General features: G+C 54.7%; 16 protein-coding genes and 1 pseudogene. 8 read left to right on the forward strand and 9 right to left on the reverse strand.

Features of this window, described 5'->3' with window-relative positions:
* Positions 1-66 precede the first annotated feature (66 nt).
* Complete coding sequence (locus F3H13_RS12640; RefSeq protein WP_149799376.1) at positions 67-1,302, reverse strand: competence protein CoiA family protein; 1,236 nt, start codon at positions 1,300-1,302, stop codon at positions 67-69.
* A 102-nt stretch (positions 1,303-1,404) separates the two neighbouring features.
* Entirely contained in the window at positions 1,405-2,121 is a 717-nt protein-coding gene (locus F3H13_RS12645) for a hypothetical protein (RefSeq protein ID WP_149799377.1), read from the reverse strand.
* A 142-nt stretch (positions 2,122-2,263) separates the two neighbouring features.
* On the opposite strand from F3H13_RS12645, the gene F3H13_RS12650 reads away from it, so the two are divergent.
* On the forward strand, positions 2,264-3,628 hold the full coding sequence (locus F3H13_RS12650; RefSeq protein ID WP_149799378.1) for a hypothetical protein: 1,365 nt from the start codon (positions 2,264-2,266) through the stop codon (positions 3,626-3,628).
* Positions 3,629-3,706: 78 nt separating this feature from the next.
* Here the strand turns inward: F3H13_RS12650 and F3H13_RS12655 are convergent, their stop codons facing one another.
* On the reverse strand, positions 3,707-6,139 hold the full coding sequence (locus F3H13_RS12655) for an MBL fold metallo-hydrolase (RefSeq protein WP_149799379.1): 2,433 nt from the start codon (positions 6,137-6,139) through the stop codon (positions 3,707-3,709).
* A 271-nt stretch (positions 6,140-6,410) separates the two neighbouring features.
* Here F3H13_RS12655 and F3H13_RS12660 point away from each other — a divergent pair, with 271 nt between their 5' ends.
* The 5 genes and pseudogenes from F3H13_RS12660 to F3H13_RS16410 form a co-directional block, all read left to right on the forward strand.
* Positions 6,411-7,604 carry a DNA repair exonuclease gene (locus tag F3H13_RS12660; RefSeq protein WP_188128066.1) on the forward strand — a complete coding sequence of 398 codons (1,194 nt, stop codon included), beginning with the start codon at positions 6,411-6,413 and terminating at the stop codon, positions 7,602-7,604.
* Positions 7,601-10,909, forward strand: coding sequence for an AAA family ATPase (locus tag F3H13_RS12665; RefSeq protein WP_149799381.1), 3,309 nt, complete (start codon positions 7,601-7,603; stop codon positions 10,907-10,909). The genes F3H13_RS12660 and F3H13_RS12665 overlap by 4 nt, the downstream gene beginning before the upstream one ends.
* On the forward strand, positions 10,910-12,190 hold the full coding sequence (locus F3H13_RS12670) for a DNA double-strand break repair nuclease NurA (RefSeq protein ID WP_149799382.1): 1,281 nt from the start codon (positions 10,910-10,912) through the stop codon (positions 12,188-12,190).
* On the forward strand, positions 12,183-14,066 hold the full coding sequence (locus F3H13_RS12675) for an ATP-binding protein (protein WP_149799383.1): 1,884 nt from the start codon (positions 12,183-12,185) through the stop codon (positions 14,064-14,066). The genes F3H13_RS12670 and F3H13_RS12675 overlap by 8 nt, the downstream gene beginning before the upstream one ends.
* A gap of 5 nt (positions 14,067-14,071) precedes the next feature.
* Positions 14,072-14,176: pseudogene (locus F3H13_RS16410) on the forward strand (7-cyano-7-deazaguanine synthase QueC); the annotation flags it as partial.
* A gap of 22 nt (positions 14,177-14,198) precedes the next feature.
* Here the strand turns inward: F3H13_RS16410 and F3H13_RS12685 are convergent.
* Together F3H13_RS12685 and F3H13_RS12690 are read right to left on the reverse strand one after the other, a co-directional pair.
* Entirely contained in the window at positions 14,199-14,552 is a 354-nt protein-coding gene (locus F3H13_RS12685; RefSeq protein ID WP_149799384.1) for a hypothetical protein, read from the reverse strand.
* Between the two features lie 168 nt (positions 14,553-14,720).
* Positions 14,721-15,833 carry a hypothetical protein gene (locus tag F3H13_RS12690; RefSeq protein WP_149799385.1) on the reverse strand — a complete coding sequence of 371 codons (1,113 nt, stop codon included), beginning with the start codon at positions 15,831-15,833 and terminating at the stop codon, positions 14,721-14,723.
* A gap of 670 nt (positions 15,834-16,503) precedes the next feature.
* On the opposite strand from F3H13_RS12690, the gene F3H13_RS12695 reads away from it, so the two are divergent.
* Positions 16,504-17,235 carry a hypothetical protein gene (locus F3H13_RS12695; protein WP_149799386.1) on the forward strand — a complete coding sequence of 244 codons (732 nt, stop codon included), beginning with the start codon at positions 16,504-16,506 and terminating at the stop codon, positions 17,233-17,235.
* 122 nt (positions 17,236-17,357) lie between these two features.
* On the opposite strand, the gene F3H13_RS12700 is transcribed toward F3H13_RS12695, so the two are convergent.
* The 3 genes from F3H13_RS12700 to F3H13_RS16740 form a co-directional block, all read right to left on the reverse strand.
* Positions 17,358-18,050, reverse strand: coding sequence for a hypothetical protein (locus F3H13_RS12700; RefSeq protein ID WP_149799387.1), 693 nt, complete (start codon positions 18,048-18,050; stop codon positions 17,358-17,360).
* Between the two features lie 238 nt (positions 18,051-18,288).
* Positions 18,289-18,702, reverse strand: coding sequence for a TRAM domain-containing protein (locus tag F3H13_RS12705; protein ID WP_188128067.1), 414 nt, complete (start codon positions 18,700-18,702; stop codon positions 18,289-18,291).
* Between the two features lie 55 nt (positions 18,703-18,757).
* On the reverse strand, positions 18,758-18,910 hold the full coding sequence (locus F3H13_RS16740; protein WP_449405064.1) for a DUF7837 family putative zinc-binding protein: 153 nt from the start codon (positions 18,908-18,910) through the stop codon (positions 18,758-18,760).
* Between the two features lie 559 nt (positions 18,911-19,469).
* Here F3H13_RS16740 and F3H13_RS12710 point away from each other — a divergent pair.
* Positions 19,470-20,291 (forward strand): IS5 family transposase, encoded by an 822-nt coding sequence (locus F3H13_RS12710; protein ID WP_149798359.1) that lies wholly within the window; start codon positions 19,470-19,472, stop codon positions 20,289-20,291.
* Between the two features lie 13 nt (positions 20,292-20,304).
* On the opposite strand, the gene F3H13_RS12715 is transcribed toward F3H13_RS12710, so the two are convergent.
* On the reverse strand, positions 20,305-20,628 hold the full coding sequence (locus tag F3H13_RS12715; RefSeq protein ID WP_223174386.1) for a hypothetical protein: 324 nt from the start codon (positions 20,626-20,628) through the stop codon (positions 20,305-20,307).
* Positions 20,629-20,736 lie beyond the last annotated feature (108 nt).

Raw genomic sequence — 20,736 nt, forward strand, 5'->3', positions numbered from 1 at the left:
GCATCAATTCTCAAAACTCAGATACCTCAGCCGGAAAGTTCACACCGTATATTTTAGCAGAGCTACTCAGTTATGCCAGACCATTACTTTCGCACAGAATTTGAGCAATTCTGGTGTATTTGATGAGTGAAATCGAACAGACATTGGTTTCTCTTTTGAATAAGTCGTTAAAACAACTACATTAGATTGGGCCCGAGAAAGTGTGTACGAGAGTGTGCCGAGTGTGCTGTTTAGAACGGTGTCTATTTCTGAGTGACATGGGGGTGTTCCTCGGGAATTCGATAGTTCATAGCAGATTTCTTTGACGAGCATCCTCAGTTCGGCTACATTGTCGTCGTTGAACCGGGTTGAATGTGTATGCGTTTCGTCGGCAAATTTTTTGAGCATGAGTGAACCATTATTCAGAGGATTTGACCTGAATACCATATCGAACATCGCACCGGGAACGGTTCGAAATGACTGACTGATGTATGATGGTCGACTCTCTATTCGTGCATCTTTCCGTTGAGCCAGCACATTATCAGCGAACTCGTCCATATGCTTGCTAATCTGGCCATCAACCCACCCATGATAGAGTTTGCGAGAACCAGGCGTGTCTAGCGAAATATTAAGATGAATCTCCCGATTAAGCTCCCAGTCTGGCGTTGTAGATTGTGAAGTAGTATCTGGATCGGGGAATTCGGTCAATGAGAGTTGACCGTCGGTGTGATTCGGAAGCTGAGAAATGATCTCTTCTTCGCTCAGATCAAGCCGGGTGGCGGCTGAGGCTAGCTCATCTGCTGTGTCGCCATGGGGGACACCGTATGGCCAGACTGGGATCGGTGTTGGGAGGTCAACGTCGTCGTAGTCGGGATGTGTCCCTTCGTAATTTGTTTCGAACAACCAGAGAACGCTGACACCGCCAGTAAGGTAACGGGCGCTTGTCTCAGTCAAGTCCTTACTGTCGTTTCGGTACTGAACCTCAACAGCGATACCTTTGCCCAGCGGATATGACGGCTGATCAAATTCGACGAAGACATCAGCACGACGGGGTACATCGTCCGTTTTAAATTCAATGTGTACGTCCGCGTCGGGATATACCTGCTGTAGCTTATCGACAGCAATCGACTTCATGGCGAGGTGAAGCGCAGATTCGCCGCCGCACGATGACTCTGGTGGATGGTAGAAATGTCGTGCGATATCAGGTCCATCGCGGACGTGAAGTGGTTCATTACAGACCGGACATTTCACTTTTTCATCGTCACCGACGCTGACAGGGATCCGTGGTCGGTTATCATGAGGATCGACCGCAATGAAGGGCATCGTACTGCAAGTTGTACCACGTGATCACATAATCTTCCTGACTACCGAAGTCGAGGTATTCAGATAGGACCCTGGCCCAGCAGAGAATTACTCTGTTAATTTCTAGAGGAAAGATCCACCGTCGTCGTATGGATGGAACTCAAAGGAGAGTTGATCGGAAACCTCAGCAAACGCCTTCATAATCGGTATCTTCGTTTCAGCTGCTTTCGCTGCACTCGCCCAACCCTCGCCGAAGCCATGGGTAATCTCCCACTCATCAACTCCGGGTGAACTGGCGGCTTCTATTCGATGAGATATTTCCATTCCATCAGTAAATAACGCGGCCAAAGGTTCAATTTCTATATTGATTGTTGCGTTTCCGTATCCACCATCACTTCCTTCTACCCGAGAAATTTCTACTTCGACCGATCTTTCGAGTTCGTCCTCAATAGCATCAGTGAGAATCTCGGCATCATCTTTGCTCCCACCGATTTGAGAACGGAGGTGCTCAATTACACGATCGTCGATATCACCGCGTCCGTCCAAATACGCAAGTAATTTATCCCGTTCTAGATTGGACATCGATGCTAATTTCGAGGGGTCCAACTCAGGAATATCCTCGTTGTCCTCCGCCACTCCTTGCTGATTCGTGTATATCAGGCCTGCCACACGGAGGGGTTTGACAACGCCCCAGGGTAATTCGTCTTCATGTTCATAGCCGAGTTTGAGAATGAAGTCCGCGGCTTCAGTGTCAACTTGGTAGGTCATATTGCCGACCTCAGATGGTCGAGCATTGATATAGTATCCCTGCTTGTTGACATACGTCTTGAAAGTCGGCACAGTACGATTCAGTAGCTAACCGTATTTGAACAGTCGGTTCCAATACCTCTCGACTCGGTCTGTTAGAGTCGAAATTAAATGGAATCTCACAATATAACCACAAACACTTATCCGATACTTGTCGGTACTCATACCAGTACTAATGACTCAGTTTGGGCCCCGCCACGAGAAACTCCTCGACGCATGGGCAACCACTATTGAGACAAATGGGCGGGGAAATGGCTTCGACTTTACATCGCCAACCCGGACCAAGGTGCTTGAACAGAAAGTAGAGGCCTTTCTTGACTCGCCGTCTGAAGACGAGTTTAGGGATGTGTGGCAGAGCGAGCTGATCCGGGGTGTAGCGTTTGGTGGATCAAATGCGGTCCTGAATAATTGGAATCAGCCGATAGATGCGTTGGCTGAGTTCATTCGAGAAATTAGGGATGCCACCTCATATGATCCAAGTTGGGAACGGCAGATTCCGGAATACGTTATCCCAGCAGTGCGCGAATTTTACGGCAGATGTGATCCTGGGACGAGACCGATCCTTAGCTCAGCTGCGCAACGAGGATTGTCAACGTTCGGATTTGGGACCGTCGAATCCTTTTCCGATACAGCGGGGGCACTGAGGGATTTTCAGGAGCAGTACTGCGAGCAGATTGGCCATGTGACTGCGGGAACCGAGCACGAAGTGGCACTTTCTGATGAGATCGAGCAGTTCCTCCACCTTGTGTCTACGTCCGACGAGGCAGAGCTCCGCAAAACACTCGACATGGCTGCGCCGACGTATGAGACGTTTGCCGGATGGGATGCCCTCCAAACTCACGGCAACCCTATCGAACTTCACGGTCTTTCCACCGTACTCGATTCCTTTTCGGCGGCCTCGAATAGTGCGGCATACGAACGGGATACGGCGCTTGAACAGTGGGGCGATGATCACTGGGAGACGTGGAAAGACGAATATTGCGCATACGTTTCCGGCGAGGTCCTGTCGAAATACGATCTAACCGAACTACAGGCCGCCGATGTAGAACCGTTCTTGGACGACCTGTCGGTCGCCGAACCACTTTCTAATGTGATTCCAATCTACCTGCTTGGCGGCCGGTGGCAGCCGTGGGACACCTTCCAACAGCTATCGACGACGAAACCGGACAAAGCCGCGACTGTGCTCTCAAATTTGCTGAATGAGGATGCTGGCCCACTGGTGGACCGGCTTGAATCGTTCAACGACTTGTACAGTGAACTCTCCGATTCGGGAAGCGAGCGGATGTCTGTTGCAACGATGTTACTGATGATCGTACACCCGGATCAGTACGTCATGTATCGGTACCAGATGTTCGATGATTTCTTTTCTGAATTTAGTGACTACAGTGTCCCATACGGGTTCAACCCCGGTGATTACGTACTAATGCTTGACGCGCTCCGGGGCGTACAAGCCGATCTTGATACCACAACCGATCACGACGTCCGAATGTTGGACGTCCACTCTCTCCTGTGGCTCGTTCATCGAAAAGGTCCGCCATGAGTACACTCTGAGAATCATCGCTCGACGCGATTGGCAGGTCTAACTTTCAACCAGGAGTTCAAAAAACTCAGATACTGACTATGTGTCGGCCCCTGCGTACCATAGAACCGCGGTAGCGACGACATCATCACGTGATTGAGTAGGCGACGCAGGATGTTCGGTAACGGCGTCGACGAGGGCTGGGTCGACGCGGATCGTTACACTTGGTGTCTGATCGTCTTTGTCGAGTCCGACAAAATCTCCAAGGAGCTCTCCGTAGGCCGTGGATTTGAACGAATCAAGATCACTGAACTCATCGGAATCCGCAACTACGCCAGCTAAGGCCTGATCCACTATCGACGAGTGTGAGGAGACATTGGTCTCCGGTTCAGTCTCTGTTCCACGAAGTCGGTCACCAAGGTATGCTGTCGTCGCGTCGGTAGCAACATCAGCGATGGTCATCGGACCTTCGTCAGTCTCTGCTATGAGGTGAGTGGCAAGTGCAGTTGTTAGCGGCTCTAACACAACGGAGAATGCCCGGTGGTCTTCCTGCTCAGGCGATGTAGTGGGGGATTCTGGTGCGGGTTGAGTTTCGGTTGTTTCTGTTTCCGGATTCTCCGATGTGGATTGAGTTTCGGTTGTTTCTGTTTCCGGATTCTCCGATGTGGATTGAGTTTCGGTTGTTTCTGTTTCCGGCTTCGAATCCGACGACACGGATGGAGCATCAGGAGAATCCACATCATCATCACTGTCTGCCGGCGTAGTAGCGTCCGAATCATCAGACTCAGCGGTTGAACGAGCTGAATCAGATTGTGATGTATTGTGATCGGCATCACCAGCGCTATCGGTATTTTCATCATCAGGTGACTCGGTTTCGTCTGCCGATGTCGCTGGCTGCTGACTACGCCGTACGATTTCTTTGAGATCTCCTTTTGAGAGCTCCCCGGATTGTATTGCGGACACAACCCAGTCATCAAGTTGGTTGAATGATGCGCCAGTGGTGCGAACAAGCCCTACGGATTCGGCAGGTGAGCCTTGCGAGTCGGGTTTAGTATCGTCCTGATCGTCATCTGAGGTTGTCATGCTGGGTGAGTCTGATTTGCGGGCAGTTGCCGTCGAGGAGCTGGGAGCGCTATCAGAAGCCTCTGTTGTGGTCGGGCCGGTATACGCCGTCTCCTGGGCCAGTACCTGTTTCACGTGATCGATGTCAATGCCTTCAGCGGGAAGATCGACCGTTGGGGAACGTGATAGACTGGGCAAATCAACATCGGAAAAGAGATCTGTTTCAGTTAATGCACCGACGCTTTGCGTCGTGGCTTGTGTTGGGGTCCGACCGCCGTTGGGAGCCCACGGCGGTGCGCGCCACTGTCCATTCGCGTACAGCGTGTACTCGCCAGCATCCGATGGTGACCAAACGTTACTATCGAGATAATTGAATTGGTTACCAGCCCCGCGATGCGTATGCGTGATAACGGTGTGCTGTGGGTTAGCCGACTCATGTACCGATTCTAGCGCGTCGTACTCCGGATGGTTCACGATGCGGAAGTCATGAACGGTACACTGTCCACTCCGAATCGGAGATTGACCGGACCCAATCAGCTGTACGACACACGCGTCTGGCTGATCCCGTAACACGCCATATAGTCGGCCAGAACTACGTTCACTCGGAACATCTGGGCCAGCGATCGTGATTATCCCGCGTCCTAAGGCCTCATCGGTATGCGAAAACTCCGGGACAGGTTGGACAGTGTCTGCCTCGTATCCCAATCGCTCATACAGCTTTGCGGCCTGCCCAACGACGCGTACTTGGACTCCAAGTTCAAATTGCTCAATCAACGCGCCCAATAGATACGCAACGTGAACACCCACAATACCGCTTGTCGTGACGAGTGTCTGCATTCCGCTATGTGCTTGCTGTAGCGCAATACCTAGCCCCTCAGACAACTCTGAAGAGAAGTTGCTGCTCGTCGCCACGGTGAGAAACAGAACATCTACTTCTTGAATCGACTCAAGTGGGAGTCCCGGATAGCCGCCCGCCCGGGTGAGTGTAAAATCACCCGTCGCAAGAATATACCCGGTGTCGACACCCTGATCCTTCTCAAATCGGAATAGGTACCCCACTGCCCCTGGGACGTGGCCGGCAGGAACCGGATGAAACGCTACTTCTGATCCGACCGACGTCCACTCGTCGACCGGTTCGATCGCCGCTACCATCGAATCATCCGCTTCAACGCCTGTCTGTTGTGTGGCGATATCGAACACGTCGCCGATGATTTTCGCCGTTGCTGGCGAGGTGTATACTGACGTGTCGGGGTCTACACACTGATTTAGAGACTGGTAATGATCCGAGTGCGCGTGAGTGAGACAGACAGCGTCAATTGTTTCGCCGGGATTCAGTATCCGATCAACCTCAAGTTCTGCCCCGGCATCGACTAAGATGGTTGTTGGACTATCGGTGTTCGCAGATTGAAATCGCAAGAGGAAGGACTCATTTCCCCCGCGCGGGTTCGCATGATGATAAGAGAGATTCACCTGAAATACTACTCTATTCGCAGGTCATAATGATGTGTCGGTTTACATATGCTCCCATAGATGGTTATTCATTGAAACAAGAGGGATTCCAAATACAATTTCATCGAACAAACGCCGTCAACGAGTAATCTAGAGCGTAGAAATTCCCGCTGTGAAGAGTATAACAAGTCACTCTACACTCCACTGCGATCACGACGGTAGAGTCGCCGCAGTCGTCCACTTTCACTCCGGTTACTCGACTTTTATATAGCCACGCTAACATCTACTGGTAGTGCCTAGAACACGTATCCTCCACATCAGTGACACCCATCTGGGGAAGCGACAGTATGGATCGGATATTCGGCGTGAGGACTTTGCAAAAGCCTTCGAGCAGGCGATCGAGGTTGCGGTCGAGCGTGACGTTGATGCCGTGATTCATACGGGAGACTTGTTTGACGATCCGGTTCCGTCGCTCCCGACGGTGATGCGGGCCGCTGATGCGTTAAAGCCGCTTGAAGAGCACGGAATTCCGTTTTACGGGATCGTGGGGAATCACGAACGGAAAAACGATGAGCAGTGGCTTGATCTCTTGCGACGCACGAGCGCTGCTGCTCGACTCGGCAAAGAGCCGACGATGGTCGGTGAGGTTGCGCTGTACGGAATCGATGCCGTGCGACCGAGTGTGTGGGACAATATCGACTTGGAACTCGAAGAACCGCCCGCGGAGGCGGCGTGGACGACTCTGTGTATGCACGAACTCCTCACGCCGCTTGTTCACGGCACGGAGCGTGTCTACCCCGCTTCCGAGGTTATTGACCGAGCCGGGATCGATCTTGATGGGCTTGCGCTGGGTGACCTCCACCAGCCGGCGAGTTCGGTCGTGGACGGAACTGATGTCTGGTACGCCAGTGCGACAGAGCGTGGCGGGAAAGACCAGGAAGAGACGGGCGTCGTACAGCTGCTCGATATCGATAACAGCGGGATTCACCGTCGACAGATTGAGTTGGAGACGCGACCGTTCGCGGTGTTTGAGATCGTATTCGGTGAAGATGACGGGGCGACCCACGCCCGCGACGTGCTTGAGAGACACGACCTCGAGGGGGCGGTGGCGAAGATCGAGTTGGGTGGTGAGCGGGCCGCGGTCACTGCCAACGAGGTGACGCAGATGGCACGCGAAGCCGGTGCTGCTGTCGTGAGCGTCGACGACAATCGTGGGCGCGTCGATCTTGACGTCGAGTCAATCGAGGCCATGTCGCTACAGGGACTCGACGGGGCTATCGAGGAGAAACTCGCGGATGAGGACTTTTCGACGGTTGCGCTCGACGTCGATCAGCAGGTTCGAAAAGCGGACGAACTCGACACGAACGTGAATCGTGTCGCGGACACTTTCGCTGAGCCGCTCCGTGATGCCCAGCGCGAAGCGTTTGACGATGCCGGACCGGAAGAAACGCCGGAGGGCGTCGAATCGATGGAGGTTGACGAATGAAAGTCACTGATCTAGACCTACAGAACATCCGGAGCTACGAGGACGAGTCGATCGCTTTCCCCGAGGGAACGATGCTCGTCCACGGGGAGAACGGTGCCGGGAAGACGACACTGCTCATGGGGATTTTCGGCGGACTCTTTCTCTCGAATATCCGGAACGTCGGGTCGAACGATTTCAATCTCGACGATATCGTCAGGCGAGGTGCGAGAGAAGGCGAGATTGTGTTGACATTCGAGGTGGCAGAGACACCGTACACCGTCACGTGGTCGATCGATACCGAGGGGCAAAACAGCGCAGAGCTTGACTCGCCCGCACTCTCGGAGCCCATCTCAGGGATTCGTGATGTCAGCTCTGAAGTCGTCGATGTGGTCGGGATGGACGAGGACAGTTTCTCCCGGTCGGTGTACGTTCAGCAGGGCGAGGTCGATAGTTTGTTTGACGACGACGCTCGGGCGGAACTCATCGATGACCTGCTCGGACTCGATCGGATCGATCGCTACGAACGCCGGGCGAAGGGTGCCAGTCGTGCGATGGGTCGCATTGCGAGGGACAATGAGCAATCAGCCGAGAACCATCGTGAGACCATTGACGATCAGTTCGATCATGATATCGACGGCTACGAGGCTGTAATCGCCGAAAAAGAGACGGAGATCTCAGAGCAACAGGCAGAAATCGAGGAGATAGAGGAGTTCCTACAGGAGCTCCGAGACGCGAAAGAGGATGTCGAGCAACGGCTTGAGAATCACGACGAGTTGCAGACCGAACTTGAGGAAGCAGAAGAGGAGCGCGAGGAACTCATCGAAGAGCGAGCAACGAAACAACGCGAAATTGAGGAGGCCGAGACGGCAATTGCGGAGGCTGAAGCGGAGATCGACACGTGCCGCGATGATATCGACGAGAAGCAGGAGGCACTCAACCAGCTCGATGACCCATCGACGACAGAGCCGATAGATTCCGATCTGTCGACGGAGGAGCGTGCTGAGGAGGCGCTGAGTGCCGCACAAGACGCGGTCGAGACGGCACAGATCGAGCAGACAGATCGGGAGGGAACGCTCGACCAGGCGGAGACGGAGCGAGACCGGCTCATCGACGAACGAGATGCGTTACGCGAGGAGGCCGAAGAGCTCGAAGCGGACCTCGACCACCTCCTCGCGGAAAAAGAAGACATCGCGGATGACGTTGAGGCTGCGGAGGAAGAAGTTACAGCTGCCGTCGAGACGCGAGACGCTGTAACCACCGAGTTCCTCCCAGATGAGTCCTGCCCGGACACAATTACTGACGAGACGCGAGAGACTGTCGACACACGCGTTGAGGCGTTGACGACTGAGAAAAATGAACTGTCAGAGGAGCGTGCCGCTGCTGAGGCGTCTCTCGACGCAGCCGAAACGACACGCGAGGAAGCGCAAGCGGCCGTCACGGACGCACGTGACGAGATAGACCAGTTGTCGGACGACCTCGCGGAGGCGGAGTCGGAACTCGAAGACGCCCGTGAGGCGAAAACGGAGGCAGAAAATCAATTCGAGGAATATCTTGAGAGTCTCGATGCCGACCTCGATACCGTTGATTTGAACGTATCCGGCGACACGCTACAGAGCCTCATCGACGAACGGATCCCAGAAGCGAAAGGGGAAGTACAGGACGCAATCGAGACGGCGAACACGACGGTCACCGAACTCGAGGCCCGTCAAACGACGCTTGAGGAGGACCGCGAGGAGCTACAGGCACTCGATGGAGTAGCGACGTGCCCGAAGTGTGGCCAAGACGTCGATCCATCTCACGTTGAGTCCGAACTCGCGGACATCGAAGCCGAACTCACTGAGGTAGAAGCCGAACTTGCCGAGGCGAGAGAAGAACGCGATGCGCTTGTCGACCGGCGGGACGCTCTCGACGAGTGTCGTGAAGATGCGATCGAACTTCGGGGCTTCCGTGACGACACAGTTGAGGTGAAAGCTGAGCGCGTGAGTACGCTCGAAGACGAGCGTGAGTCGTTACAAGACGATCATTCGGAGGCCGAGTCCGACCTCGCCGACGCTGAGGTCAAGCTCGAATCTGCGGAGTCGGAGGTTGAGGATCTCGAAACCACGATCGCTGACGTCAAGTCAGACATCGAGTCGCTCGAAGCGGAGATTGAGGACGGCAAAGAGGTCGTGGCGACCTTCGAAACGGTCGAGCAACGTCGGCAGGAACGGAATGACCTTGCGGACGAGCTCGCTGATCTCGAAGCTGAACAAGAAGAGCTCGAAGCAGAAATCGCTGACACGAACGCAGAGATCGACGAGCACGACGAGCAGATTGAAGCGCAACGTGACACGGTTGCTGAGGCCGACGCAGCCCTCGAAGACGCTCAGCAAGCAGTTGACACCGCGACGGAACAGCGCGAGCTCGTTGCTGACGTGGTTGACGCATACGAAGCAATCGCTGAGTTAGAGACAGCGATCGCAGGCCACCAGAAGGATATCGGGCACGCACAGGACACGATCGAGACTCTCAACGAGCAGATTGCTGACGTTGAGGAGGACATCGATGAGATCAGCGATGAACTCGGGTCGATCGACGTCGAAGCGCAGCGAGAACAGTTGGAAACGGCGACGCAGAAAATAGAGGACCGCGAGGACACGATAGAGGATCTGACCGCGGAACTAGACTCGCTCAAGGAAGCGCGAACAGTGCTTGTAAACGACCTTGAGAATCTAGAGTACTTCCGCGACCAGCTCGCACTCGAAGAGGAAAAACGCAAGTGGGCCGAAGAGCGCTCGGACGAGTTCGATCGCATGATCGCGGTGTATCGGAGTACGAAGGCGGACCTCCGCGAGCAGTACCTCGCCTACATCAACCAGTACACGAACGACATCTTCAGCGACATCTACAAGAACAGTAGCTACCAGCAGGTGCGCATTCTTGAGGAGGGGCCCGATGGCACACCATACGCGATTCAATTGCTTCGTGATGACGGGACGCTCGAACACCCGAGTAACGCCAGTGGCGGGGAACGTGCCATCGTCAACCTCGCGCTCCGAGCCGGCATCTACAAACTCATCGCCGAGATGCGCGAGGGCGACAGCGGTCGTCTTCCGCCATTCATCCTCGATGAGCCGACGACGTTCCTCGATAAGGGCCACATCGGGCGTCTCGAACAGATGCTTGACAGCATCTCCGAGTGGGATGTGCCGCAAGTGATCGTCGTCTCCCATGACGAGCGACTCATTCAGGGCGCTGAACACGAGATTGAAGTCTCAATCGACGAAGACACGAACGCCAGTAGAGTTGACGTGCATCGAGGTGGACGCATCCCAGGTGACGAGTAAATGGACGAACGCGCTTTCGACGTGGTGCGACAACTCGCCGAACGCGTTGATGCTGGCATCCCGCGCGAAGTGGATGATCAGGCCGCACACGCCCGCGACCTGTTCGGCCTCCTCACCCATGACGGTGGAACGGTCGAACCGATCGGCGAGCCGGAGTACTTCAAAACGCGCAAGGCGGAGCTCGGGACGTGGACTGACGACCCGTGGACGGAACCGACATACGGCGTTGATGCCAGTACGACACGGCCGTTGGAATACAACAACGGACTCGTCGTCGACACAGCACACGCAAAACTCGGGGTGAGCGGCGCTGACAGCGATCGAAGTGCCGAACGACGAGGGACTGTGGTCACTGGGGTGTACCTCGAAGACGATGATGTGACGCTCCATCATGAACAGACCGAGCGCGGGAGTGTCAAAGGCGAGATTATTCGCATTCCCGAGATGCGTCAGCGGGCGAACGTCACCTCGATTCTCACGTCCACCGTACAGCGGCTCGCAGAAGGGAAACACGCACGACGCTGTCTCGACGTGGTCGACGGGCCACTGTTCCTCGACGGCTCTGTGTACCCGCTCAGCGTCATCTATTGGACGCTGCTCGACCGTGCCGGACGAGGCGCACCGATCGGCAACTGGGATCTTCCCACTGACGTCATCGAGAACTACGTCGCAGTGGTCGATGCGTGTTTTGAACGCGATGTGCCCGTGTTGGGCGTCGTGAAGACCTCCTCAATGGGTGAGCTCACAGACTCACTCAGAACGAAGATCACACAACACGATCTCCGAGGCCCACATGGGACGCTTCACGACGTTCCTTGGCTCCGCGACCACCAGTTCATCGGTGAAGTACTCCGTGATGACAGCCTCGACCACCTCACGTACACCTCCTGGTTCGTCCAAACTGACGTCGAACTCCGAGGCAACGCATTCGATCTGCTGACAGCCGTGTCTGATGAGCTCAGCCACGGTCAACCGGATGCGTACCGGCGTGCGTTCGCGTATGTTCGCACACCAAAAACAGGGAACGTGTTCCGAATCGAGACGCCCGTACTGTTCCTCACTGACGACGAGCGTCGAGAGCAGATCCTCCTGAAAGCGCTCAAAGAAATTGCCCGTCAAAGCGACGTGCCGCGAGCCGTCGCGCGCGCCGACCGCATCGCACGCATCAGTCCCGACAACCGCGAAACGATCCGCGACGCGCTCCAAACGGTCGAGTCGGCGTTCGACTACAACCGCGACGGTCGTTGGAGCCACCTCGAAGATTCCCGAAGCTATGAGTGACAACATCGACGACATTCTCAACAACGACCCGGTCGCAGACGACTCCGAAGAGTCCGAACAGACACCAACCGACGAATCGGGTGTGACGGACACCGAGCCTGACGGTACTGAAGTGCCGGAGCGAACGGTCCCGAGTGGCGCGTCCACACCCGCTGATGACGAACTCGGCCACGTCCTCGCAAGTGAGGAGATCCACGTCAGCAGACGGGACTATCAGGTGAACGCGTTTATTCGAACGGGCGCGAGAGAGGGAATTCGCCTGGGCGATTACGTACAGATTCCATACCCGGACGAGGGTAGCGAGCTGTTCGCAGTAACCGATTCGCTGCGCTACGAGCCGTACACCGATCTCGACGACAAATCCGACGCTCACAACCAGATCAGCGCGCATGTTGAACTCGACGAGTCAGAGTATGTCCAAGTCGCAGAATTAGAACCGCTAGCGATTCTCAAGAACGTGGGGTCGGATGACATTGAGAGCGGCATTGTCAATCGAATTCCGAAGCCAAACTCCCCAGCACGGCTTGCTCGTGACGAAGACTGCCTCCGAACCGGGCTGAACATTCCGGGCGAGGGGATCTTCACCGGGTGGCTCTCTGTGGGTGGCGAGCCGATGACGGTGAACAACGAGAACTTCCCATACTACCTCAGCAACCCCGGGATCGATCGGGAGACGGGGGCGGTTGAAGATGGTGAGCCTGCCGTGTTCAGACACGCTCTCGTTGCGGGATCGACCGGGAAGGGGAAGACCCACTTCACGAAGAACGTCTTGCGACAGTTCGTCTCTGAGAAGCGCTATCCAATTCGCCACCACGACACAGGTGAAGAGGAACAGCGCCGGCTCAATCTCGTTATCATCGACCCCGAAAACGAGTACTGGGAGATGCGCGAGGACAACGACGCCGTCGTGGACAATGACGCGGTACAGCAGGAACTTCGCCGGCACAACATCAAGCACGGTGGCGTCGACGACCTGAATGTGTTCGTCCCGCAGGTTGCCGGCACGAATGCGCCTTCGACGATGGAGAGCCGTGAGCTCTCGATTCCCTTTGAGATCGTCCGTGGTCGGCCAGAAATGCTGATGCCGTACACGCCGACCGAGGTTACGCGTGGCGCAATCGAAGACTGCATCAACGCATACTTTTCGTGTTTCGATTCGCAGGGCGGCTACCCGGATCGCTCTGTGAACCGCCCGAAGTACGCTGATTTCCTCGAGTTCCTTGAGGAGCACGATGACGACGAGAGCCGGCTACGCGAGGAGAACAACATTGCTGGGGGAACGTGGAGCGCAGTGAACCGGCGTGTTGACCGTGACACGTTCCGACAGGTATTCGATCAGGGAACAGCGTTCCTTCCGGACATCTCCGATACGGTGTTCCGCGAAGGGCAGGTGACGGTGATCCCAACGAGTCACCTCAACGGCGGGAAAGAGAGCCTCACTGTACTGTCGATCCTCTCGTACATCATCGAGAACAAAATCGATGATTATCAGGTCGACCCGGCGGTCCGTGACACGCCGATGCTCGTCGCGGTTGACGAGGCGCACAATTACTTAGCGAGTGCGAGCAGTCTCCGCGAAGAATACATTCTCCGACGGGCGCGCGTCGCCGTCAAGCAGGGCCGGAAATACAAGCTTGGACTGTGTCTCATCACACAGAACCCAGATGACGTCGATGACGACGTAATCAAGCAAATCAATACGAACATCTTCCTCGGCCTGAAGGCGGAGGTCGTCGATGACGTGCCCTCGATCCCTTCCGAGTTCAAGAAAGATCTTCCGAACTTCGGCAAAGGACAAGCCGTCGTGAAAGCACCGGATGTAGAGGCCGTTGAAGTGAAAGGCCTCCCATACTGCGTCACCAGACACGGTAACTGATGATTCCGGCGTGTGGGACGTGCGATGCCTGTGCGTTCCGGCTTGAGGCGTTTCGGAATGCTGGGTCACACGATCCGGTCGGGTATGCTGAGCGGCCGGAGTTCTCGTAACATCTCCCCTCTGCTGAATGGGTTAGAACTCGTCCTGTAATTTGTCCATCTTACATTGGACACAGAGGTCATCGAAAAAGCAGGAGATGTTATCGTACGGGCAGTCGCGGTCCTCAACGTTGACTGATAGGCGACGCTTTTCGTTTTTCCAAATCGACTCCCAGACGTCGATGTCCATGTCGGCTGAGCTGAAGACCACTTCTTGCTCTCGGTCGATGATTTTCGCGGTGGTGACTTCGTGTTGATGTTCCTTGACGAGTGTTATCGCCTCCGTGTAGGATGAACACGGGATCACTCGTGTACCGGCATGGTCATCAAGGAGTTTCACTCTGATTCGCCCGTCATACTCCTCGGTGGGCTCTATGTAATTTGTCATGGCGCGTGAATTCTCAAACCCCACGCAAAAGCATTCGTGTCTGGGTCCTTACCGGTCACATCAACCTCCTCTCGAAGGGTTCGACTGCTTTTGTGGAGGGCAACGTCAAAGCCAACGAATAATCGGAAAGCACTCACAGCCGAGAGAGGGCTCGATCCTAACAGTGTGTCAGGCGTCATCAGCGATGTAGATGAGCGTCTGTACGTCGATCATTGACGCATCACCAGCATGGGCATCGATTTTTCGCATGAGCTCGCGGCACGCCACGGCAACTTCGTGATATTGGCGAGCGTTGAATCCGGTGTCAAGGCCATCAAGCGTTGAGTACGCCGCGAAGAAGTGATCCATACGTCGGTACTGAAACGTGATGTGTCGATCCGGGTACGCGTACATGAGAAGTGCCGTCGCAGCACGGAGCAGTGATCCGGGACTCCGGTCGTTGTCGGCTCGCGTGGTGAGGTGATGGAAGAACTCGTAGAACTCGTTGAGCCTATCGACAATTGGGAGGTCTTCATTGTAGAGATCGCTGAGCACGGCGGCGGCGTCCTCTGGCTTGTCGTGGCAGTGCGCGACGATGTCCTGCCAGGTCAGTCGGTGGAACTGTCCACCCATCATTTTCGCTGGCACGTTCGACACCGCGTCGAACTCCGCATCAGGTTCTTCTATCGCTGCGAAGAACTGCGGGATCTCTGTTGGAGACAATTCTGTGAGGTCAAATTGGGCACGAATTACGTCCTCGAAATATTTTGCGAACTGCCATTTCCACGATTCGATGTGTGTACCGCCCCAGTGGGCGGTTTCGAGGTCATCGTACGCGCCCGAGTCACGAGCATCTACGTGCGACTCGATCAGCGCATCGACGCCATCCCATTCGATTGGGTCCGCACTGCTGGTGTGGACTCGATGCCCAACGAGCGGCCGGAACAGTGCCGCGTACGGCCCGGTGAGCTGGGCGTTGATCGTGTCGCGGTCAGCGGTCTGTACGAGTTTGAAAAACTCGTCAATTTCCGCGTATAGCGGCACTTCGTATGAGGTTCCGGCAGTGGCGTGTCCGACAATCGACTCGTAGTCTTCAGCAAACTCCGTAATCGCGGTTACAACAGCGTCAGGCGTCCCGACATTGTCGTATCCTAGTGAACGGAGCACGGTTTGTGCTTCGAGCGTCGGTATGGGGTGGGATCCACCTTGGAGCCGGGCGTATAGTTCGTGGATGCCCCACCCAGGGTCGGACCCAGCGAGTCGATCAAGCCACATCGGGTCGAACGTATCAGCGTCAGCCATCTCAGCGCAAACATCGTGTAGTGAGTCAACCGCCGAATCAGGACCGAGGAGGACAGCAGCACTCGGAGCCCAATAACTCGCCAGCGTGTCGGCGTTCCATAGGCCACGAAACGTCTCCGGAGACGGATGGGCGAGAAACGCCTCATGCTGCTTCTCACATACATGCGTTCGGTTCGTCTCAGTAAAATCGACGCCGGGGCCAATAGGGCTCTCCGACACCAGTTCCCGCCACGCAGTGAGTGCTGGGGTCAAGGAGTGGCTGAGTGTAGAACGAGTCATACGTTGTCTCGTGACTATAGTGGGTTATACACCAGGGGTTAGGAGACAAGTGAACAATTCACTTCTCTCATCTGTGATGTGGTGGTTGCTCTGTGCGTAACCTTGCGTTCAGACCGACCAGCAACAGTGTGCCTGTCGTCCTACGTGTATTGTGATGAGGGAGAGTTCAAAAGTAGGGGACGACGAGGGTTTATAAGCATGAAATTTATAGTCGTAGCTATGCGACGCCCGAGAAAACTCATGCATCTGTATTCTGACGATGCTTAGGAATCTCTGGCAAGCTCACCCGATACCCAAAATCCTGGTATCATAGTCCTTTGGTGACGCGGGGCCAGCGCGTCATCGGACGTCGCGTGTTTGCGGTGCAGACAGCGGTTAGCACGCGATACCAATGACGCGACCACACACATCAATCGACGACAGTGGTGACCAGAGCGATGAATATAGCAGCCGCTTCGAAACAATTGAAGCCAAGGCCAGAGAGGCTCTCAAACACGATGACCCGACGACGGATTGTGACGTTACGGTTCATGCTCACAACCGAGATTATGACTCAGATCGGAACGTAACTAATCACGTCATCAGAACTGGTGACGGGTGGATTGCCGCTCGAACGTGGTCTGAAGCTGGTGGCGAAGCTGGGCTCACAGTCACAGATTACGGCGAAACCCTTGAGACTGAAGTCTTGGAACTGGCCGAGGATCGTGTCGCTGAACGGATCACTCATGGAGCACTTGACGCGATTGACTGCCATGAAACGGTCGGGCGACCTGTGAAACCGTTCACTACCCTGGTTCGGCATGACTCGGATGTCGCGGACGATCTCATAACAGCGTGGGAAACCGCAGCGGACCACGTCATCAGGGAACAACTTTACGAAGGGCTTGCTGGGTGGACCGGACGCACTGCGTGGACCGAATTTGGAGAGGAAGCTATCTATCTTCAGGCAGAACAGGTAGCGACGCAGTTCATCGACGAGCACGTCCACAACGACGTTAATGAAGACGTGGAGACGACAGTTCGGGACATCTGTAGGGAAGCATTGTACGACGTGGTCGCCGAACACCGTGACCGTCAAACCCCATTTATGCAATACGCAGCGGAGGTGACACTCACAGAGTAACCTCCTAGACGATTCGATTTGACAGCACCCTATGTTCTGATCGGGCACTGTGTGTCAGTATTACGCTGATTGATCTAGTAAGGTGGACGGTGCCCCGTGACGGAAAAATAGCGAGCTATCGACTACCTGAGTCTGTAATAGTACACCAGAACACCGAGAGCGACGCCCCCTGTTATCAACCGACGGGACCAGTACACGGAGAGGATGTCCCACATATGGAGATAGGGAACGGCGAGAGCGAAGGTCCCGATCAGAAAGGCGGCACCGATATCCCAAGCAGCGAAGCCGTTACCGCTCTGCTCCGGGGGTCTAATCGTATTGTGTACGAGGACTCCCGAGACCAATAACACCAGTAAGGAACTACTGATCACCAGCGGGAGGCCTGCCAGATTCCACCCGTCTGCGTGCCCCAGAGCCCCCGTTTGAAGAACATATGCTTCTCCCTCGTCTTCGACCACGGTATATAGCTCGCTTTCATCAACGTTGTGCCCCACGGCACCGTACTGAAATTCGTCGGGGACATCGGACTCGTAGTACTCATCGCAGGTAAGTGTCCACTCATGGCAGAGAACTATCGTGAATGAGTCGTCCGCAGCAGACCGTGTCTTGTCGAACACCTCCTTGGCAACCGGAGACAGTTCATTATATTGGTAGACGCTCGTTTCGTCCGTAACCGCAGAGTGTTCAATCGATTCAATATCGTTAGCTCGTTCGACTATCTGATTATCGTAGTATCCGTCAAGCCCCGTATCGCTGTACGGCGATGAAATGGCTCCTGGGTAAGAGAAGATGAGACCGATGAGGGCCAACGCCATGGCGATCCGAATCAGACTGCGGACAGTCAAGCGATTCGATTCCTCAATGGAGGGCGGAATATTCATCGCCGTATATCCTCCCCTCAGTCGGTGAATATCTTCTGGCACTCCGCGTTACCATACAAGACGCCATCTGAAACTGGTGGCAACCACAGCGATCAGTTCGCACCCTTCACCCAACGGCTGTTTAAGACGATAATATATCTGAAGAATAGGATTTCAACAAAGGCGCTTCAGACTACTCGTAGTAACTGACGCGCTCGATAACTTCCGCGAAGGCGACATTCTCGCGTACATCGGTAATCTCGATAGTAACACGCTCGGTCTGTTTAGTGTCGGGAACAATAATGACGAACCCGCGCTCAACACGGGTGATACCATCGCCTTGGTCGCCAATGTCTTCGATTTCGACGGTACGTTGTTCGCCCTCCTCAACAGGAGGCGTCTGTGGCGCTTGCTCGGGCTCCGGAGTAGCGTCAGTGTTGTTTGCCTCGTTGGTCGCAGGTGCCGGGAGAACAGCCACACGGTACGTCTCGTCTGCCTGTAGCCCCCCAAGACGGAGCTCTTGATCCGGTACCTCTACCACATATGACCCATCATGCTCTTCGACCTTTCCCGAGAACAGACACTGAAGTTCCTCTGAAATCTCCATTTGAATACCTTACACTGTAGACGCGATGAAGAGCACTTTATTCTGCTGTCTGCGACTACCCCGGGGCTACAACGTCCTCACACGTCGGACACTCGGTCCACACGCCCTCGGTGCCGTCGTTTTTCTCGTACTCAACAAGAATCCACGCTTCCGAGATCTCCGCACCACATTCCGGGCACCGACCGAGGGAGGATTCGTCAGCGTTCATGGAAAGGGGGGAAGGAGCGTGTGACAGCGTTCCTTCCAAATGAATTTCACTCGGGAGAGAACCTAAGCCTTTGGCGGCTTTGCGGGTCGAACGCACCGAATTTTCGGGGAACACAGATCACCAGTAGCATTAACTCACAGCCACCAAAACGTTGGAACCTATGAGTGTCCGCACAGTACTTACTCGGCTACTGCCTGGTGACGGGACAGAGGTAGTCGGGGAGTGCCGCCAGTGCGGTGAGAATCTTGCGTCGGGCGTAGATGAGTGTCCCAACTGTGGATCAGATGAGATAGAGCGCTTTCAGATTTCAGAGTAGACTGCCGCGTTTGGGATACCTCAGTATTCTTCAGACAGACCATTGTCCGAACTGCTAGTCGCTGATGAGTGCGAATTGGCCGTTGATATTTCTACCAATTTAGGAAGATGTTCTGGTAACGGTACAAGATACAGGGCGCGTATGTAGCAGTATTGGCACCCAGATTGAGATCACTCGGAATATAGATTTCCGGCTCTGTTGAAATCCTCAGAGAGTTACATGTTCGCCGTGTAATTCGACGAGATGAAGGCCCTCCCGAAGTCGCAGATTCTCCGGTTTACTGAGAAGGCGATCCATTTGGCACGCCGAGTGGTTTCTCGATACTCCTCGAAGTTCTCCAAACATCGCTATACACTTCCCCAGCACGTTGTTTTGCTGTGCCTCAAAGTTCGGAAGAACACGACCTATCGTGGCCTGCTTGACGAACTAATCGAGATGCCACGCATTCGTCACGCCCTCGGATTAGCTGAACTTCCTACGCCATCAACGCTTTGTAAGGCGTTCAACCGGCTTGATATGGCTGTCTGGCGTGCTATATTGACTCTCTCAGCGACGCTACTTCCGACGAGCGGTGTCGTTGGAGTTGATGCGTCAGGATTCGACCGCAGTCACGCCTCAAAACACTACACGAAACGAGCCGAACTCACGATTCAGCAGCTCAAGGTGACGTTGCTGGTCGATACGGAGGTGAACGCAATTCTCGATTTACACGTAACGACGACACGAAAACACGATAGCCAGATCGCTCCGTCGTTGATCAAGCGCAATCCCGAAGACATTGATATTCTGCTCGGTGACAAGGGCTACGACGACCAGAAGATCAGGCGGCTCGCCCGGCAACACGAGGTTCGGCCACTGATTAAGCATCGTGAGTTCACATCACTCCACAAGGCATGGAACGCACGCTTAGACGCTGATCTCTACGGCCAGCGGAGTCAATCCGAGACTGTGAACTCAACGCTCAAGCGAAAGTACGGTGCGTTCGTCCGCTCACGACGATGGTGGAAACAGTTCCGTGAACTCACTATCGCTTGTCTCGTTCATAATCTCGACCGGTCGCTCTGAACGGTCTATACAGTTATTCCGTTGCTCGATACGCCTGACCGCCACGAACGATTCCCAGTACCGCGAGGAGGGCATACAGAACGGGCATATTTACGAGACCGAGATTCAGATAGCCGAGAACGGCGAACGCAAGTGAGAGAACTCCAACAACGATCATAATGACTGAGTACACTTTCTGAAACTTCAAGAGCAGGAACACACCAGCGACGGAGATTAACGAGAAGAGGGCGCTGAGGAAATACGAATCGAGGTAGACGGAAACAAAAACCGCTCCGAAGAAAGCAACAACGATGAGTCCCACCCTACAGAGATTCCTCCGTAACTCCTGATCGATCACGTTGAGAGAGTTATATTCCAAGGAGAAACAGTTTATTCTTTTCGCAATTCTCATCGACCGGCTGTTTCAGGCGAGAATGTGTCTGAAGAATAGGATTTCAACAAGGCC

Origin of the sequence: Halorubrum xinjiangense, from assembly GCF_900102375.1 — an archaeon.
Classification (GTDB): domain Archaea; phylum Halobacteriota; class Halobacteria; order Halobacteriales; family Haloferacaceae; genus Halorubrum; species Halorubrum xinjiangense.

Bases quoted from the DNA above. Each gene is read 5' to 3' on its own strand.
- F3H13_RS12640 (WP_149799376.1), bottom strand. From the start codon at position 1,302: ATGCCCTTCATTGCGGTCGATCCTCATGATAACCGACCACGGATCCCT.
- F3H13_RS12685 (WP_149799384.1), bottom strand. From the start codon at position 14,552: ATGACAAATTACATAGAGCCCACCGAGGAGTATGACGGGCGAATCAGA.
- F3H13_RS12700 (WP_149799387.1), bottom strand. From the start codon at position 18,050: ATGGCGTTGGCCCTCATCGGTCTCATCTTCTCTTACCCAGGAGCCATT.
- F3H13_RS12675 (WP_149799383.1), top strand. From the start codon at position 12,183: ATGAGTGACAACATCGACGACATTCTCAACAACGACCCGGTCGCAGAC.
- F3H13_RS12665 (WP_149799381.1), top strand. From the start codon at position 7,601: ATGAAAGTCACTGATCTAGACCTACAGAACATCCGGAGCTACGAGGAC.
- F3H13_RS12670 (WP_149799382.1), top strand. From the start codon at position 10,910: ATGGACGAACGCGCTTTCGACGTGGTGCGACAACTCGCCGAACGCGTT.
- F3H13_RS12705 (WP_188128067.1), bottom strand. From the start codon at position 18,702: ATGGAGATTTCAGAGGAACTTCAGTGTCTGTTCTCGGGAAAGGTCGAA.
- F3H13_RS16740 (WP_449405064.1), bottom strand. From the start codon at position 18,910: ATGAACGCTGACGAATCCTCCCTCGGTCGGTGCCCGGAATGTGGTGCG.
- F3H13_RS12690 (WP_149799385.1), bottom strand. From the start codon at position 15,833: ATGGCTGACGCTGATACGTTCGACCCGATGTGGCTTGATCGACTCGCT.
- F3H13_RS12710 (WP_149798359.1), top strand. From the start codon at position 19,470: ATGAAGGCCCTCCCGAAGTCGCAGATTCTCCGGTTTACTGAGAAGGCG.
- F3H13_RS12650 (WP_149799378.1), top strand. From the start codon at position 2,264: ATGACTCAGTTTGGGCCCCGCCACGAGAAACTCCTCGACGCATGGGCA.
- F3H13_RS12695 (WP_149799386.1), top strand. From the start codon at position 16,504: ATGACGCGACCACACACATCAATCGACGACAGTGGTGACCAGAGCGAT.